We start from the raw sequence: 17475 nt of genomic DNA, 5'->3' as shown, positions 1-17475 counted from the left end.
ATGGGCGTGCGCTGCGTCGTTGCGGCCACTGTCGCCGGCATCGCGGCGGCAGGGACGGCCGACGCTCAGGTATCGACGGGGACGATCTGCATCGCATCGTTTGCGGACCAGAGTCTGGCGGAGCCCATGTTGCAGCCGCGGCCCGGCCCCAACAGTGAATACACGTTCAAGATCGACGGTCGTCCGGTCGCCCGCATCAAGACGGGTCAGCCGGCGGTACGGATCGACAATGTGCCGGTCGATCGTCCTGTGAGGGTGGCCGTGTTTCTTGGCAGCACGCCCACGGAGACGGTGATATTAGACCTGCGCCGGCAACGCAGGCTGTGCCTGGCACTGGCCTACGGCTACGCCAACTGGCGCGTCAGCGATCCGTCGCTGTGCAAGTGCTGAGCTACCACGCCAGCGGGCGTTCCTCGGTCTTCCAGAACAGCCAGCGCCGCCGCTCCATGTGATCGCCGGTGCCGATCTGATAGGGCTGCTGGCGGCCGGCGTCGAGGTCGATGATCGACACGAAGCCGGCATAGGTGCCGACCACCAGGGTCTTGCCGTCAGGGCTCAGGTCCATGGCCGAGATGGTCGAGCCGATGAAGTGTTGCCAGAGCGCGTCGCCCGCACGACTGACCGCCCGCACATAGCCGTTGGCGTCGCCGAGAATGAACGCGTCTGCGCGGGCGACACCGGCATAGACGCGCGCGCCAGGCTCGATCACCGTGATGCCCTCGACCTCGGCATAGAAATCCGAGTCGTGACCGGGCAGCAGGTCGACCGGTACCGCAATCGTGGCGCCGTTGTAGAAGTGGCAGGCGTTGAAGGCGACGGTGCGGCCGTCGGGACTGAAGAGGGCGTAGTGCGGGTATTCGCCGTGCGGGCCGATACTGGCGATGCGCTGCAGGTCGCGGTCGAAGACGAGATGGTGGCTGTCCTGGCAGCCGACGGCGATCAGGGCGCCATCCGGCGATACCGCGCCGTGCGGCATCGCGAGACCGGCAACGCTGAGCGGCAGGTCGGTGGGATGCTCGTTGAGGATCCAGTTCCAGTGGTCGGTGATCTGCTCGTGCGTGGGCAGCAGACGACGGGCGCCGTCTGGCGCCAGCACGAAGATGCCGTCGGTGCCGATCAAGAGGACGCGGTCGCTGTCGGGGAACGGCACGAGGTGCTCCGGTTTCGTCGCCGGCTTGGTCTCGAGCGCGGCCGGCGCCGGCGGCAGGTCCTCATCGCCGCGTGGCCACGGGTAGACGCTCAGGGTGCGCCCCTGCCAGCCATCGGTAACCCGCACACCTGCGTCCGTCGCCCACGCGATCTTGCGGCGGTCGGGACCGAGGCCGAAGGTGGTGACGCCGGGCACGTCTTCGACCGCATCGCCGATGATGCGCACGACCTTGCCGGCCTCATAGGCGGCGCCGATCCGCGCCAGGATGGAACCATCCGCGAGAATGGCGAGCGCGCTGATGGCCTGGCCGTTCTTCTCCAGCAGGGGTGCCAGCGCCTCGTGCGCCGGCGGCCACAGCGTACGCATCTCTTCGATGCGGCCGGTACGGTTGGCCTCGCGCACTGCCGCCAGCGCCTGCGGCAGCAGGGCGGTGTAGTCGGGCACGGCCGGTTCCTTGCCGGCCTTCTTCCAGCCTTTGGCGAGACCGTTGGCCACGTAGGCGTTGACCGCCGCCGCATAGGCCAGCACCTGCTTGTGCCACTGCTGCTGATCGGGAGACGTCATGGCCGTTTCAATGCCTCCAGCACATGCAGGCGCAGCGCGCTCGAAAGGTTGGTGGCATCGCGCAGGTCGCGGCCCTGCAGGCGTTCGCGGTCGATGTCGGCCACCAGAGCGTTGAGCGACAGGCCGCGGCGTTCGGCGATGGCCTGCAGCTCGTCCCAGAACGCCGCCTCCAGCGAGATGCTGGTGCGGTGTCGGCCGATGGTCACCGAGCGCTTGCGGATGCGCGCATCCGCTGCGCTCACGTGGTGCTCTCGTCGGGTGCCGTCATGTGCTCGGGCCGCACCCAGGCATCGAACTGCTCGGCCGTCACGTGGCCCAGCGCCAGCGCCGCCTCGCGCAGCGACAGGCCTTCGAGGTGCGCCTTGCGCGCGATCTTGGCGGCCTTGTCGTAGCCGATGTGCGGGTTGAGCGCCGTCACCAGCATCAGCGAGCGCTCGAGCTGCTCGGCGATGCGGTCGCGGTTGGGCTCGATGCCGACCACGCAGTTGCGCGCAAAGCTCTCGGCGCCGTCGGCCAGCAGGCGGATCGACTGCAGCACGGCGTCGGCGATCACCGGCTTGTAGACGTTGAGCTGCAGATGCCCGTTGGCGCCGGCGAACGTGACGGTGACGTTGTTGCCGATCACCCGCGCCGCCACCATGGTCAGTGCCTCGGCCTGCGTCGGGTTCACCTTGCCCGGCATGATCGACGAGCCCGGCTCGTTCTCCGGCAGGTGCAGCTCGCCCAGCCCGGCGCGCGGGCCCGAGCCCAGCAGGCGCACGTCGTTGGCGATCTTGTGCAGCGATACCGCGATGGTGTTGAGCGCGCCCGACAGCTCGACCAGCGCGTCGTGGCTGCCCAACGCCTCGAAGGTGTCGGGCGCGGTCTTGAACGACAGGCCGGTCAGCGCCGCGACCTTCTGAGCGAACAGCGCGGCGAAGCGCGGATGGGCGTTGAGCCCGGTGCCGACGGCGGTGCCGCCTTGCGCCAGTTCCAGCACGTGCGGCAGGGCGGCATCCAGCCGCGCGATGCCGTTCTTGACCTGCTGCGCCCAGGCGCCGAACTCCTGGCCCAGGGTGAGCGGCGTGGCGTCCTGCAGATGCGTGCGGCCGATCTTCACGATGCCCGCGAATGCCGTGGCCTTGGCGGCCAGCGCCGCGTGCAGCTCGCGCAATGCCGGCTGCAGGTGGCGCGTCACCTCGCGTGCCGCCGCGATGTGCATGGCGGTGGGGAACGAGTCGTTGGACGACTGGCAGCGGTTGACGTGGTCGTTGGGATGCACGGGGCTCTTGCCGCCGCGCTTGCCGGCCAGCAGCTCGTTGGCGCGGCCGGCGATCACCTCGTTGGCGTTCATGTTGGTCTGCGTGCCCGAGCCGGTCTGCCATACCACCAGCGGGAACTCGTCCGTCAGCTTGCCGTCGATGACCTCGTCGGCAGCGCGGATAACCGCGTCGGCGATATCGGCGGGCAGCAGGCCGAGCTCGCGGTTGGCCTGGGCGGACGCCTTCTTCTGGATGCCGAGTGCTGTCACCAGCGCCGCCGGCATGCGCTCGCCGCCGATGCGGAAGTTCTGCAGGCTGCGCTGGGTCTGGGCGCCCCAGTAGCGCGCGGCGGGGACGGCGACTTCGCCCAGCGAGTCGGTTTCGATGCGGCTGTCTGCGGTGCTCATGACCACCTCCGGCCTGTCATGTCGGGTTCGGTGGAGTGGGGGTCAAGATGAGCATACCCGTCATCCCGAGCGTAGCGAGGGATCTTTTGCGAATGACGCACTGTGCGTCGTCTCGGAAAGATCCCTCGCTGCGCTCGGGATGACGGGGTGGCGCTCGGAATAACAGCGTTAACGCGGCAGGTCCGTCGTTCCCATCAAGGACTCGTCGATGGCGCGGGCGCACTGGCGTCCCTCGCGGATCGCCCACACCACCAGCGACTGGCCGCGGCGCATGTCGCCGGCGGCGAACAGCTTGGGCACCGAGGTCTGGTAGTCGGTGACGTTGGCCTTCACGTTGCCGCGCGGGTCGAGCTCGACCTGCGCCTGCTCGATCATGCCCTTGCGCATCGGGCCCACGAAGCCCATCGCCAGCAGCACCAGGTCGGCCTTGAGCTGGAAGGCGCTGCCCTCGACTTCCTTCATGCCCATGCGGCCGGCGGCGTCCTTGACCCACTCGACACGCACGCACTCCAGCGCCTCGATCTTGCCGTTGGACCCGACGGCGCGCTTGGTCAGCACGGCGAAGTCGCGCTCGGTGCCTTCCTCCTGCGAGGACGACGTGCGCATCTTCAGCGGCCAGTCAGGCCAGGTCAGGCCCTTGTCTTCCTTGTCCGGCGGCCGCGGCAGGATCTCGAGCTGGGTGATCGAGGCGGCGCCCTGGCGGGTCGACGTGCCGATGCAGTCGGAGCCGGTGTCGCCACCGCCGATCACGATCACATGCTTGCCCTTGGCCGACAGCGTGCCCTTGGGGGCGGCGCGTGACTCCTCGTCACCAGCAACGCGCTTGTTCTGCTGCGTCAGGAAGTCCATCGCGAAATGGATGCCCTGAAGCTCGCGGCCCGGCACCTCGAGATCGCGCGGTGCCTCGGCACCGCCGGTGAGCGCCACCGCGTCGTAGCCCTCCAGCAGCGACTTCACCGAGATCGTGGTGCCGACCTCGACGCCGGTGCGGAACTCGACGCCTTCACCTTCCATCTGCCGTACGCGGCGGTCGATGAAGTGCTTCTCCATCTTGAAGTCGGGGATGCCGTAGCGCAGCAGGCCACCGATGCGGTCGGCCTTCTCGAACAGGGTCACCGAATGTCCGGCGCGCGCCAGCTGCTGGGCGCAGGCCATGCCGGCCGGACCCGAGCCCACCACCGCGATGCGCTTGCCTGTCTTGCGCGCAGCGACCTGCGGGGTGATCCAGCCTTCTTCCCAGCCGCGATCGACAATGGCGCACTCGATGGTCTTGATGGTCACCGGGTTGTCGTCGATGTTCAGCACGCAGGCCGCTTCGCACGGCGCCGGGCAGATGCGGCCGGTGAACTCCGGGAAGTTGTTGGTCGAGTGCAGCGCCTCGAGCGCATCCTGCCACTGGTCGCGGTAGACCAGGTTGTTCCAGTCCGGGATCATGTTGTTGACCGGACAGCCGTTGTGACAGAACGGGATGCCGCAATCCATGCAGCGGGCGCCCTGCTGACGCACCTCGGCGGCGGGCAGCGGCCGCACGAATTCTTTCCACGACTTGATCCGCGTCTCGACCTTGTCGTAGGGGCGCTCGCGCCGCTCGATCTCAAGGAAGCCCGTCGGCTTTCCCATGGGACTTACTCCGCTTCCAGAAGGCTAGGGCGATGTACCTTCCCCCGCCTGCGGGGGAAGGTGGCGCGTAGCGCCGGATGGGGGTGCCCCCCGGCAGACGTGATGTGTGGAGGCCACCCCCATCCGCCCTTCGGGCACCTTCCCCCGCGAGCGGGGGAAGGTATGGCGTGCTGGCGCAGACATCATTCCGCTGCCACGGCGCGGGTGGCGTCGCGCTCGGCTTTGAGTTCGATCAGCGCCCGTTTGTAGTCGACGGGCATGACCTTGATGAAGCGCTTCACCGCGTTGTCCCAGTCGTCGAGGATGGCGCGGGCGCGGGCGCTGCCGGTGTAGAGCAGGTGCTTCTCGACCAGCACGCGGATGCGTTCGGCGTCGAAGCGCAGCAGGTCGCCCATGCCGTTGTTGTCGACGCTGAGCGAGCGCTGGCGCGGCCGGTCGTTGTCGTCGGCCGCCGCGTCGTCGTCGGTCGGCGCGATCGGGCCGAGCTCGACCATCGCCTTGTTACACAAGGAGTCGAACTGGCCGCCCGCGTCGTAGACATAGGCGACGCCGCCCGACATGCCGGCGGCGAAGTTGCGGCCGGTGTCGCCCAGCACGCAGACGACGCCGCCCGTCATGTATTCGCAGCCGTGATCGCCGGTGCCCTCGACCACGGCGATGGTGCCGGAGTTGCGCACCGCGAAGCGCTCGCCGGCGACGCCGGAGAAATACGCCTCGCCGGCGATGGCGCCGTAGAGCACCGTGTTGCCGACGATGATGTTCTTCGTCGGGTCGCGATCGCTGGCATCCGGCTGCTTCACGACCACGCGGCCGCCCGACAGGCCCTTGCCGACATAGTCGTTGCCGTCGCCCACCAGCTCCAGCGATACGCCGCGCGCCAGGAAGGCGCCGAAGCTCTGGCCGGCGGTGCCGGTCAGCCGCACGGCGATGGTGTCCTCCGGCAGGCCGGCATGGCCGTGGCGCTTGGCCACCTCGCCCGAGAGCATGGCGCCCACGGTGCGGTTGACGTTGCGCACGGTGCTCTCGATGCGCACCGGCTCGCCCCGATCGAGCGCCGGTTGGGCCGCGGCGATCAGCTCGTGATCGAGCGCCTTCTCCAGCCCGTGGTTCTGGCTTTCGCTGTTCCAGATCGCCACGCCCGGCTTGGCCGGCACCTGGTACAGCAGCTTCGAGAGATCGACGCCCGAGGCCTTCCAGTGGTCGATGGCGCGGCGCATGTCGAGCTTGTCGACGCGGCCGATCATCTCGTTGAGCGTGCGGAAGCCGAGCTGCGCCATGAGTGCACGCAGTTCCTCGGCCACGAAGAAGAAGTAGTTGATCACGTGCTCGGGTGCGCCGGTGAAGCGCTTGCGCAGCACCGGGTCCTGCGTGGCGATGCCCACGGGACAGGTGTTGAGGTGGCACTTGCGCATCATGATGCAGCCGGCGGCGATCAGCGGCGCGGTGGCGAAGCCGAACTCATCGGCGCCCAGCAGGGCACCGATGGCGACGTCGCGGCCCGTGCGCAGGCCGCCGTCGACCTGCACCGCGATGCGGCCGCGCAGGCCGTTGAGCACCAAGGTCTGCTGGGTTTCGGCGAGACCGATTTCCCACGGCGAGCCGGCGTGCGTGAGCGACGTCAGCGGGCTGGCGCCCGTGCCGCCCTCGAAGCCGGCGATGGTGACGTGATCGGCGCGCGCCTTGCTGACGCCGGCGGCCACCGTGCCGACGCCGACCTCGGACACCAGCTTCACCGAGATGCGCGCCACCGGGTTGGCGTTCTTCAGATCGTGGATCAGCTGCGCCAGATCCTCGATCGAATAGATGTCGTGGTGCGGCGGCGGCGAGATCAGGCCGACACCCGGCGTCGAGTAGCGCACGCGCGCGATGTTCTTGTCGACCTTCTTGCCGGGCAGCTGGCCGCCTTCGCCGGGCTTGGCGCCCTGCGCCATCTTGATCTGCAGGTCATCGGCATTGACCAGGTACTCGGTGGTGACGCCAAAGCGTCCCGAGGCGACCTGCTTGATCGCCGAGCGCATGGAGTCGCCATTGGGCAGCGGCTTGAAGCGGTCGGCTTCCTCGCCACCCTCGCCGGTGTTCGACTTGCCGCCGATGCGGTTCATCGCGATGGCCAAGGTCGTGTGCGCCTCGCGGCTGATCGAGCCGAAGCTCATGGCGCCGGTGGCGAAGCGCTTGACGATGTCGGCTGCCGGTTCGACCTCGTCGAGCGGCACCGGCGTCTCGGCGAACTTGAACTCCATCAGGCCGCGGATGGTTAGCAGCCGTTCGTTCTGCTCGTTGATGGTCTTGGCGAATGCCTTGTATTCGTCCGGCAGGTTGCCGCGCACGGCATGCTGCAGCTTGGCCACCGACTCGGGCGACCAGGCGTGATCCTCGCCGCGCAGGCGGAAGGCATAGTCGCCGCCCACGTCGAGCATCTTGCGGTAGATCGGCGCATCGCCGTAGGCGGCGCGATGCCGGCGCACGCTTTCCTCGGCGATCGCCTGCAGGCCGGCGCCCTCGATGGTGGTCGCGGTGCCGGTGAAGTACTTCTCGACGAAGCCGCTGGCCAGGCCCACGGCATCGAAGATCTGGGCGCCGCAGTATGACTGGTAGGTCGAGATGCCCATCTTGGACATCACCTTCAGCACGCCCTTGCCGACCGCCTTGATGAAGTTCTTCTGAACCTCGTAGGCCTTCAGCGGCAGGCCGTTCTGCACCCGGATCTGCTCCAGGGTCTCGAATGCGAGGTAGGGGTTCACCGCCTCGGCGCCGTAGCCTGCGAGTGCGCAGAAGTGATGCACCTCGCGCGCCTCGCCGGTCTCGATCACCAGGCCGGTCTGCATGCGCAGGCCCTGGCGGATCAGGTGATGATGCACGGCCGCGGTCGCCAGCAGCGCCGGGATCGGGATGTTGTCGGCCGACACCGCGCGATCCGACAGGATCAGGATGGTGTTGTCGGCCAGCACCGAATCAGTCGCCTCGCGGCAGATGCGGTCGAGTGCCTCTTCCAGGCCCTCGGCGCCTTCGGCCGCTGGCCAGGTGCAGTCGATGGTGGCGGTGCGGAAGGCGCCGTCGAGCAGCTCGGAGATCGAGCGGATCTTCTCGAGGTCGGTGTTGGTGAGCACCGGTTGCGAGACTTCCAGCCGCTTGTGCGTGCCGGCCTGGTGGCCCAGCAGGTTGGGCCGCGGGCCGATCATCGACACCAGCGACATCACCAGTTCCTCGCGGATCGGATCGATCGGCGGGTTGGTGACCTGCGCGAAGTTCTGCTTGAAGTAGTTGTAGAGCAGCTTCGGCTTGCGCGAGAGCACGGCAATCGGCGTGTCGGTGCCCATCGAGCCGACCGGATCGTCGCCGTCCTTGGCCATCGGCTCGAGGAAGAACTGGATGTCTTCCTGCGTGTAGCCGAAGGCCTGCTGGCGATCGAGCAGGGTGGCGGGATCGTTGCTCGGCGCCGGCGCCACCTGGTCGGGCAGCTCGCCCAGCTCTTCGAGCTTGTATTGCGTGTCGCGCAGCCACTCCTCGTAGGGCTCGGCCTCGGCCAGGGTGCGCTTGAGCTCCTCGTCGTCGATGATGCGGCCTTCCTCGAGGTCGATCAGCAGCATCTTGCCGGGCTGCAGGCGCCACTTGCGCACGATCTTGTCGTCGGGAATCGGCAGCACGCCCGATTCCGAGGCCATGATCACCATGTCATCGTCGGTGACGATGAAACGCGCCGGCCGCAGGCCGTTGCGGTCGAGCGTCGCGCCGATCTGGCGGCCGTCGGTGAAGGCGATCGAGGCCGGGCCGTCCCACGGCTCCATCAGGGCGGCGTGGTACTCGTAGAACGCCTTGCGCTTGGCATCCATCAGCGGGTTGCCGGCCCACGCTTCGGGGATCAGCATCATCATGGCGTGCGCCAGCGGGTAGCCGCCGGCCACCAGCAGCTCGAGCGCGTTGTCGACGCAGGCCGTGTCGCTTTGCCCGTGCGGGATCAGCGGCCACATCTTGTCGAGGTCGGCCCCCAGCAGGTCCGACTCCATGGTGCGGCGGCGCGCATACATCCAGTTGACGTTGCCGCGCACCGTGTTGATTTCGCCGTTGTGGGCGATGAAGCGATAGGGGTGCGCCAGCTTCCACGACGGGAAGGTGTTGGTCGAGAAGCGTTGATGCACCAGCGCCAGCGCCGACTCGGTGAGCGGGTTGCGCAGGTCCTCGTAGAAGCTCTCGACCTGGTGCGCCAGCAGCAGGCCCTTGTAGACCACCGTGCGCGTCGAGAACGACGGCATGTAGAGCTGCGACAGGCCGGGCAGCTTCTTCTTCTTCTCCAGCACCGCCAGCGGATTCTGGGTCTGCTTGCGGATCGACAGGATCTTGCGCTCGTGGGCGTCCTGATCCTTGATGCCCTTGCCGCGGCCGACGATGGCCTGCTTGATCACCGGCATCGTCTCGATCACGCGGGCGCCCAGGCCCGTGGTGTCGGTCGGCACGTCGCGCCAGCCGATCAAGGTCTGGCCCTCGACCTTGATGAAGTGCTCGAACTGCTTGACGGCAAAGGCGCGCGCCTTCTCGTCCTGCGGCATGAAGCACATCGCCACGGCATAGTGGCCCAGCGGCGGCAGATCGACGCCGGCGCGCCGCGCCCAGTCGCGCAGCAGCTTGTCCGGCATCTGGATCATGCAGCCGGCACCGTCGCCGACCAGCGGATCGGCGCCGACGGCGCCGCGGTGGTCGAGGTTCACCAGGATCTGGAGGCCCTGACGAACGATGTCATGGGTTTTCGTGCCTTTGATATTGGCCACGAAACCTACGCCGCATGCATCGTGTTCGTTTCTCGGGTCATAAAGACCCTGTGCCGGTGGCAGAGCCATGGCGAGCTTCCTTCAACGCTGACCGCAGTGCTGTAATGTCCGCACGCGGTACCCTGCCGCGGAGACACGCAAGCTGTATGCCGCAAAGCAACGGGAGATGCGAGTCGATTCGTCAGCGATGCTGCCACATTTTATTAACATCCGGCAATTGTCTGACGATTGGTTACAGAAGTGCGACATTTAATGTCTCGGATGCGTCCGGAATGGTACTAAACGGGACATGACGCTTACCTTCCCCCGCTTGCGGGGGGAGGTGCCCGTTTCGGTATTTCGACGCTTTGCGTCGAAGTACCTGCGGCGGATGGGGGCTGTTTGATACCGAAAAGTGTGCCCGTCCGACGTCGATTCCGCTACGCCATCCCCCATCCGGCGCTGCGCGCCACCTTCCCCCACAGGCAGGGGAAGGTACTCCAGTCTTGCTGCGGTGCAATATGACCCGTATAAGCACGGCCAATCCCCTCATCTGGCCGCCCCATGGACATCCGTAACATCGCCATCATTGCCCACGTCGACCACGGCAAGACGACCCTGGTCGACAAACTGCTGCAGCAGAGCGGCACGTTCCGCCAGAACCAGCAGGTGGCCGAGCGCGCCATGGACTCCAACGACCTGGAGCGCGAGCGCGGCATCACCATCCTGGCCAAGTGCACCTCCGTCGTGTGGAAGGACGTGCGCATCAACATCGTCGACACCCCGGGCCACGCCGATTTCGGCGGCGAGGTCGAGCGCATCCTGTCGATGGTCGACGGCGTGGTGGTGCTGGTCGATGCCGCCGAAGGGCCGCTGCCGCAGACCAAGTTCGTGGTCGGCAAGGCGTTGCGCCTGGGCCTGCGGCCGATCGTGCTGATCAACAAGGTCGACCGGCCCGACGCGCGTGCGCACCAGGTGCATGACGAGATCTTCGACCTGTTCGCGGCGCTGGAAGCCAACGACGAGCAGCTCGACTTCCCGACCCTGTTCGCCTCGGCCAAGCAGGGCTGGGCTGCCGACTCGCTGGAAGCCGAGCGCAAGGACCTGTCGCCGCTGTTCGACCTGGTGCTGCGCCACGTGCCGCCGCCGGTGGTGCAGCCGGACGAGCCGTTCCGCATGCTGGTGACCACCCTGGAGTACGACTCGTTCCTGGGCCGCGTGCTGACCGGGCGCATCCAGTCGGGTTCGGTGAAGGCCAATTCCACCGTCAAGGCGATCTCGCGCGACGGCCAGCTGATCGAGCAGACGCGCATCACCAAGCTGCTGGCCTTCCGCGGCCTGGAGCGCCAGGGCGTCGAGGTCGCCGAGGCGGGCGACATCGTGGCCGTCGCCGGCTTCAAGACCGCGACCGTGGCCGACACGATCTGCGACGTGGGCGTGCAGTGGGCGCTGCCGTCGCAGCCGATCGATCCGCCGACCCTGGCGATGACGTTCCAGGTGAACGACTCGCCGATTGCCGGCCGCGAGGGCGACAAGGTCACCAGCCGCATGATCCGCACCCGGCTGATGCGCGAGGGCGACGGCAACGTCGCCATCCGCGTGCGCGACACCGAGAACGCCGACGCCTTCGAGGTCGCCGGCCGTGGCGAGTTGCAGCTGGGCGTGCTGATCGAGACCATGCGCCGTGAGGGCTTCGAGCTGGCGGTGGGCCGCCCGCGCGTGCTGTTCCGCACCGACCAGCAGACCGGCCAGCGCCAGGAGCCGATCGAGGAAGTCGTCGTCGACGTCGACGAGGCCTATTCCGGCGTCGTGATCGAGAAGCTGAGCCTGCGCAAGGCCGAGCTGAAGGATATGCGCCCCTCGGGTGGCGGCAAGACGCGGCTCACCTTCCTGTCGCCTTCGCGCGGCCTGATCGGCTATCACGGCGAGTTCCTGACCGACACGCGCGGCACCGGCGTGATGAACCGCATCTTCCACTCCTATGGCGCCTACCGGGGACCGATTGCCGGGCGACGCAACGGCGTGCTGATCGCCACCGATGCCGGCGTCTCGGTGACCTACGCACTGTGGTACCTGGAGGACCGCGGGCCGATGTTCATCGACCCCGGCGTGCAGGTCTACCAGGGCATGATCATCGGCGAGCACACGCGCGACAGCGATCTCGACGTGAACCCGCTGAAGGAAAAGCAGCTCACCAACATCCGCACCACCTCGAAGGACGAGGCGATCCGGCTGACGCCGCCGCGGCGCATGTCGCTGGAGCAGGCCATCGCCTACATCGAGGAGGACGAGCTGGTCGAGGTGACGCCCAAGTCGATCCGCATCCGCAAGCGCCACCTCAACCCCGAGGATCGCAAGCGCGCCAAGAAGATGGCCGCCGCCTCGGGCGAGTAGGGGCGGCGTCCCGCGGGCGGTTGTCAAAACCGCCTGCGGAAATTGCGGAAAGTGCCCCGAGTCAGGGCGTCGGTTCAGGCCCGGCAGAAACGGCAGATACGGCCAGAAAGTCCGGATTGCGTCTGGTTCCAGGGCCTTGGACGAGGCCGCTCAACGCGGCCAGCAGGCGGCAGAAAGCGGCCAGTTACGGCCAGAAAGTCGTGCGCTCATGGCGGGCACCTCTCTCAAGGGGCGTGTGTGGCGCTGTTTGAACGGCAGCACCGCGTGGCGCCTGGGTGATGGCAGTGACGGCTGCGAGGGATATATATTTTCTCGCTCGAAAAACAATCGGAACGAAAATAAACATTTCTGACGACCGCGCGCGGATCTGAGCATCTGAAGCGGCAGCCGCGCGCTTCGCCTCGATCATGGCTCGGATCAGGGGGTCATTCGCACGCCGTGAGTGTGGGGTGAGAAAGCGAGATCTCCGACCCTTTCGCGGCCTTGCACCCATCCAGATCGCCGGCGACCGGGACGGCGCACGCGATCAGTTCGTCGTAGATCTCCTGCATGACGAAAGGATCGTGCTCCGATTGCGTATAGATGCGCAGGACCTCCACCCAGCAGTACGCAACCTCGTCTCTCGCGGCCAAGCCAGTGCCTGCGTGTGCCCTTAGAACGAGAACCATCGCTCGCGCATAGGCGAGCAGCGGTATTGCCACGCTCGTCTGCTCGTTTCTCTCCGGCACTTCCGTACCGATCCAAGCATTCAGTTCTGCCAGATTGGTTCCGGCGATTCCCATGCCTGCGCCGTACTCTTGGAGAAACTCAGCTCGCGCTTTGTGGTCCTTGTTGTTCAAGATGCGAAGGCGTCCCGTGAACGGCATCTGTTTCCTCCCCAGGGCAGTGCCATTCCAAGTGTTGCATCTCTGAGTGTACGGGAACACAGCTATTGCAACTGTGACCAGCAATATCACAGCACGAGCTTGCCACCAACTCCGCCAAATACGGTGCTCTGTCAGCGCGTGCTTGCCGAGGAACTGCCATCGCTGCAGGTGTACGGCCGAGTCCACTTTGCTTTCGGTCGGGTGTGACCTACGCTGACAGGAATGCCTTTCGTGCGATACGGTATGAACACTGATAGCCCGTGCATTGAACGATGAAACCGTTGCTGGAAGCTTTGGCATTTTGGCCCGGCCGCCATGCGGTTCAGAGGGCATTGGTCAATGATGGTTTTTTGTTGCCATCAACCTATCAGGGTATCGTTGCCGCGGAGTGTGGCAATGACCGCGATGCAGCGAATCTAGCAAGGTACTGGGATGAGATTGCCCGGGAGTATTTCGGTGCAGCCGGACGCGTGCACGGTGACTACCGCAGCTTCGCGGGCGACACGTCTTATCGTTCAGAGTTTCTGGATTCGTTGGCTTCCAACCCCAGGTTCAAAGAGCTTCAGGGGCCGGGACAAGGATATAATCTGGATCCTTGCCTCGATCGATTCACAAGGAAGTTCCGGCAAGAAAGTGATTTCCGTTCGGCAGTTCAGCAGGAACTGACCCGTTCCAAGGAAGCGGAAATTGTCCGGTTCGGTATTGATGCGCGAGGTTGGACAGGGAAGAAGCAGGATATCGGGAACTGGCTTGGAGAATACGCAGCGAAGCTCGGCTACGAGCGTAAGGGGAAAGTTTGGCAAAAACCCCTGAGTTCCTCTCTAACTATCCATCATCGAGTAGATCCAGGTGTAAGGTTGACCTGGGATTTTCAGCTGCCTCTCGAGACAGAGATAGCACACATCCACGATAACAAATTCACCTATAGCGCATCCGGGACAGACCCGCTTGTGCCAGGCTTTGCCTATTATCGTCTCTACAACAATCCGGAAGGCGCGAAGCTCGCTATTCTTGCTCATCTGAAACTGTTCGATGCCATCGGTCGGCTGCTTAGGCTGAATTGAATGTGCTCGGAAAAGGGCACGCGCGGGTCGGCGCAACGTCTTGCTTCCGCCCTGATCCGTCGTCATCGTGAGTCCGCTGGTGTTTGCTGTCACCAGCAGGGTGAGCGGCGGTGCGCCGCCTCTCGATGCCGGATGTATCATGCGCAGGATTTCGATCGTCGCCGCCGTCCTCACGCCGGGCTTCTGCGCCATTGCGCTGGCCCAGGGCTGGCAGGCGTTTCCCGCATACCCGGGGAGCCGGGAGCTGTGCCACCAGCGGGTCCACGGCAGCACCGGCGAGATCGACTGGACAGCATACACCTCAAGCGACCCGCCGCAGGTGGTGACGGCGTTCTACGAGGGCCGCCTCGGCAAGCCCGAGACGGATAGCGACGGGAGCCGCTTCCGGGGCGCGAAGGAGGGCGCGACCGAACGGGTCCTGTCCGTGCACGCAATCGGCGGCAGCTATCCGCGCTGCGGCAGGGATCCCGGGCCGGACGATCGCACGATGCTCATCGTCTCCCGTGCCATCAAGCGATAGATCGGTCCGGTAACCTGTCCAGCGCGACGGCAAACGATCCACGCTACATCACACGGCCATGGCGTTCCTGTCGCCTTTGTTCCGGCAATGAATGGATCCTGCGCAGCCGCGTCATCGGCAAGCCTCGGCTCCAACCAGCGACGACGTCCACGGAACCTGCCGCCACTTGACACACGAATCCTTCGCCATCAAAGAATCATGCGGCGATCAATCATGTTGCGGGTAACTGATGGAATCGGAGAGTGGAACGACGACCCGGCCGCGGCGCCGGATGGTCGTGATGGCGATTGCGGCATCTTTGATTGTCGCGGCCATCGTGGGGGCGATCTTCTTTTCATTCGGTACCGGTTCGGGTTCCGGCAGTGACTGCAAGGCCACCGGCTGCACTGCCACCATTCCGCTCGTGAACGTTTTCCCCGGCCTCGATACGTCCCTCGCCGTTGCCGCCGATGGCGATACGGTGCTCGTCGTCAGCAATCGGTCGGTGTCTCTCGATGTCAAATACAGCCTCAACGTCTACTCTCTCGCGCAGCAACGCGAGATCGCGCGGCGGATACTCGACCTGCCCGCACCGGCACACCGCCTGGCGGTATCACCGCAGGGTGACTGGGCTGCAATCGTGCTCGACTACATGGCAAACCAGCCGATCCACCTGATACGCGTGGCGGACGGCACCCGGGTGAGCTTGATCCCGGACCCGATCTCGCCTCTGCTGCGTTTCTCAGCCGACGGCCGTGTCCTGTTCACGGGATTTACAAAACGTCACGCCTGGCAGGTCCCCGAAGGCACACCATGGAATGGCGCCGTCCCGTCAGCCGAACTCAACCTCGACCATGACGATGACATTGTCATGGCGACGACCTGGAGTGGCGCCGTTACGGCAACATGGCACAAAAAGAATTTCAAACTGTCGGTCATGCGAGCCGGTGGACCCGCCCAGGTGATCGCCGATCTCGCCGGTGATCCGGCTTTTGCTGCGTGGCGTTCCAGGCGGGTGCAACTGGTAATATCACCGGATGAGGCGACGTTGGCTGCCGTTTGGCTCGACGACTCAAACAGCCGCATCTCGCTGTGGCGCCTTGCCGACGGTACCCATCTTCGCACGGTCACGGTGTCCGGGCGTGTCGGTCGGCAGATTGCCGTCGCACCGGGTTCCCGGCGATTCGCCGTCCTGCGCAATTTCTCCGTCACACGCTCGGAACTGACGGCTTTCGACCTGCCCTGACGTGGTGGACCACCCACCTTGTGGTTGTGACGATTTTTGTGGTCTCGCACGTTGGGAAGAGAAACAGGATGTCGATCTCACGGACAGCTCTCTGCGCCATGGTTTTTGCCTGCATCGTGGTCAGTGGCGCGCGTGCCCAGTCCGGCAGCGAGTTCCGTTGCGCAGAACCTGCAAACGAAGCCCAGAGGATCATCTGTGCCGATCCGGAGCTTGTCGCGCTCAACGATCAGGTCGCGGCGCGCTACGCCGAGCTTCGCGTGCGGCTCGCCGACGATATCGCCCTGGCACTCAGGAACGACCAGAGAGCGTATTGGGCGCATCGCGATGCGATTCCCGCCGCGGTCCGTTCGGCGAGGGAGCGGCACAAGGCGCTCGCGATCCTGTTGGACGCGCGCGAGCGGTTCCTCAATGCGGTGTCCGAACAGGACCAGCCCGGGTTGGTCGGCCGTTGGGGCAATGTCTATGGCGACGTCAGCATCGACGATGACGGGTACCATCACAGCCGGGGTGAATTCGCCAAGGGCACCTATGCCATCGACGCCAGCACCATGGATCCCGGCATCGGGCGCTGGCTCTGCCTGGTGCGGATCACGCCCACAGTCCCGCGCGATGGTCTGATCGACTTCACCCCCAGCAACGTTCCGCCGGGCTGGAAGCTGCTGATGAAGCGCGTGGGGCCATTGCTGTCGGTCGAGCAGGTCTCGCCCGATGGCGAACCACAACCCTGGCCCTTCTGTGGTGACGCGGGCGGCTCGGTCGCCGGTCTCTATCTCAGGAAAAAGCCCTGAGGATCCCGAGTCTCTGCCCCAGGACGGGCAGTCGCACGGTCGCGCCGGGTTCGCTGTTCCCAAGTCCAGCTGGCAGACCAGTCCGCCAGTCGCAGTCCCGGCACACGGCTGAACTCGCCGACATTCGCCGTCACCAACAAGGCCGAGCGACGCCGTGCCTGAGCTGCGATCAGGATGTCATAGGCGCCGATCATGGCGCCGGCTTGCTTCAGCGCAGCCCGGATCTCGCCGGCTTCTTCGGCATCATCGGTATCGAATGGCAGGACGGTGATCGGGGCGTGAAGAAAGACTTCGAGGCGTTCGGCATTCTCTTCGCGCCTGGCATTATTCGCGACGCCGTATCTCAGTTCGGATAGGGCGATAACCGATAGAGCCAACTCACCGCGCGGTAATTCGCGTTTGAACTGGTCGAGGACGGACACGGGCTGTCCTCTCAGGACGGCGATGACGACGTTTGTGTCGAGGCAAATCATCGATCGAACGACACATCGTCATCTTCCGGCAGTGACGGCTGTTCGCGTCCTTCCTCCATGAAGGGGATGTCCCGGTAGCGTTCGAGGGCGGCGAACCAGGCGTCAATGTCGAAATCGATCGGCTCCAGCAGGACGCCGCGTCCGACGCGCCGTACGCGCACTTCCGTGCCCGGAAGGCGGAACTCCTTGGGCAGCCGCACGGCTTGGCTGCGGCCGTGCTTGAAGAGTTTTGCGGTAGCGATATCGGCCATGTGCGCATCTGGTAGATATCGATGATATATATCATTGGTCTGTGAGACAGGGAAAGACCATACTGAGGCCTGACGACGTGGGTACCGGAGCAAAATGACGATCGAGCGGTCAGCCCGGTGTGGACGTCCGCGGGCATGAGCGCGGGTATCGATCTGGTGCTGGGCATGGT

14 protein-coding genes are annotated in these 17475 nt (G+C 65.6%); 6 read left to right on the top strand and 8 right to left on the bottom strand.

The window, feature by feature from the left end; translation table 11 throughout:
* Positions 1-390, top strand: coding sequence for a hypothetical protein (locus FQU96_RS31065; protein ID WP_146545270.1), 390 nt, complete (start codon positions 1-3; stop codon positions 388-390).
* Position 391: 1 nt separating this feature from the next.
* Here FQU96_RS31065 and FQU96_RS31060 read toward each other — a convergent pair whose 3' ends face one another.
* The 5 genes from FQU96_RS31060 to gltB form a co-directional block, all read right to left on the bottom strand.
* Positions 392-1714 (bottom strand): WD40 repeat domain-containing protein, encoded by a 1323-nt coding sequence (locus FQU96_RS31060; protein ID WP_146545269.1) that lies wholly within the window; start codon positions 1712-1714, stop codon positions 392-394.
* A complete protein-coding gene (locus FQU96_RS31055) occupies positions 1711-1956 on the bottom strand; it encodes a ribbon-helix-helix domain-containing protein (RefSeq protein ID WP_146545268.1) in 246 nt (81 codons plus the stop codon). Before FQU96_RS31055 ends, FQU96_RS31060 begins: the two co-directional genes overlap by 4 nt.
* Positions 1953-3362, bottom strand: coding sequence for a class II fumarate hydratase (gene fumC / locus FQU96_RS31050; RefSeq protein ID WP_146545267.1), 1410 nt, complete (start codon positions 3360-3362; stop codon positions 1953-1955). Before fumC ends, FQU96_RS31055 begins: the two co-directional genes overlap by 4 nt.
* Before the next feature lie 168 nt (positions 3363-3530).
* Positions 3531-4982 (bottom strand): glutamate synthase subunit beta, encoded by a 1452-nt coding sequence (locus FQU96_RS31045; protein WP_146545266.1) that lies wholly within the window; start codon positions 4980-4982, stop codon positions 3531-3533.
* A gap of 182 nt (positions 4983-5164) precedes the next feature.
* Positions 5165-9814 (bottom strand): glutamate synthase large subunit, encoded by a 4650-nt coding sequence (gltB, locus tag FQU96_RS31040; RefSeq protein ID WP_146545265.1) that lies wholly within the window; start codon positions 9812-9814, stop codon positions 5165-5167.
* Positions 9815-10288: 474 nt separating this feature from the next.
* On the opposite strand from gltB, the gene typA reads away from it, so the two are divergent.
* Entirely contained in the window at positions 10289-12118 is a 1830-nt protein-coding gene (gene typA / locus FQU96_RS31035) for a translational GTPase TypA (RefSeq protein ID WP_146545264.1), read from the top strand.
* A 425-nt stretch (positions 12119-12543) separates the two neighbouring features.
* Here the strand turns inward: typA and FQU96_RS31030 are convergent, their stop codons facing one another.
* Positions 12544-12984, bottom strand: a complete 441-nt coding sequence (locus FQU96_RS31030; protein WP_146545263.1) for a hypothetical protein — start codon at positions 12982-12984, stop codon at positions 12544-12546.
* A gap of 272 nt (positions 12985-13256) precedes the next feature.
* On the opposite strand from FQU96_RS31030, the gene FQU96_RS31025 reads away from it, so the two are divergent.
* The 4 genes from FQU96_RS31025 to FQU96_RS31010 all read left to right on the top strand — a co-directional run bounded on the left by FQU96_RS31025 (position 13257) and on the right by FQU96_RS31010 (position 16581).
* The gene (locus tag FQU96_RS31025; RefSeq protein WP_146545262.1) at positions 13257-14048 is read left to right on the top strand and encodes a hypothetical protein; all 792 of its coding nucleotides are present in this window, start codon (positions 13257-13259) and stop codon (positions 14046-14048) included.
* Positions 14049-14187: 139 nt separating this feature from the next.
* Positions 14188-14568, top strand: a complete 381-nt coding sequence (locus FQU96_RS31020) for a hypothetical protein (RefSeq protein ID WP_146545261.1) — start codon at positions 14188-14190, stop codon at positions 14566-14568.
* Between the two features lie 280 nt (positions 14569-14848).
* The gene (locus FQU96_RS31015) at positions 14849-15793 is read left to right on the top strand and encodes a hypothetical protein (protein WP_146545260.1); all 945 of its coding nucleotides are present in this window, start codon (positions 14849-14851) and stop codon (positions 15791-15793) included.
* A gap of 68 nt (positions 15794-15861) precedes the next feature.
* Complete coding sequence (locus tag FQU96_RS31010) at positions 15862-16581, top strand: DUF1311 domain-containing protein (RefSeq protein WP_146545259.1); 720 nt, start codon at positions 15862-15864, stop codon at positions 16579-16581.
* Here FQU96_RS31010 and FQU96_RS31005 read toward each other — a convergent pair.
* Positions 16560-17054, bottom strand: coding sequence for a type II toxin-antitoxin system VapC family toxin (locus tag FQU96_RS31005; protein ID WP_146545258.1), 495 nt, complete (start codon positions 17052-17054; stop codon positions 16560-16562). The genes FQU96_RS31010 and FQU96_RS31005 overlap by 22 nt on opposite strands.
* Positions 17051-17305, bottom strand: coding sequence for an antitoxin (locus FQU96_RS31000; protein WP_146545257.1), 255 nt, complete (start codon positions 17303-17305; stop codon positions 17051-17053). Before FQU96_RS31000 ends, FQU96_RS31005 begins: the two co-directional genes overlap by 4 nt.
* Positions 17306-17475 lie beyond the last annotated feature (170 nt).

The sequence above is a fragment of the Reyranella sp. CPCC 100927 genome (genome assembly GCF_007859315.1).
In the GTDB taxonomy this organism is placed as follows: Bacteria; Pseudomonadota; Alphaproteobacteria; order Reyranellales; family Reyranellaceae; genus Vineibacter.
The sequence above is the reverse complement of the archived record's forward strand: the minus strand, read 5'-3'. Positions and strand labels throughout refer to the sequence as shown.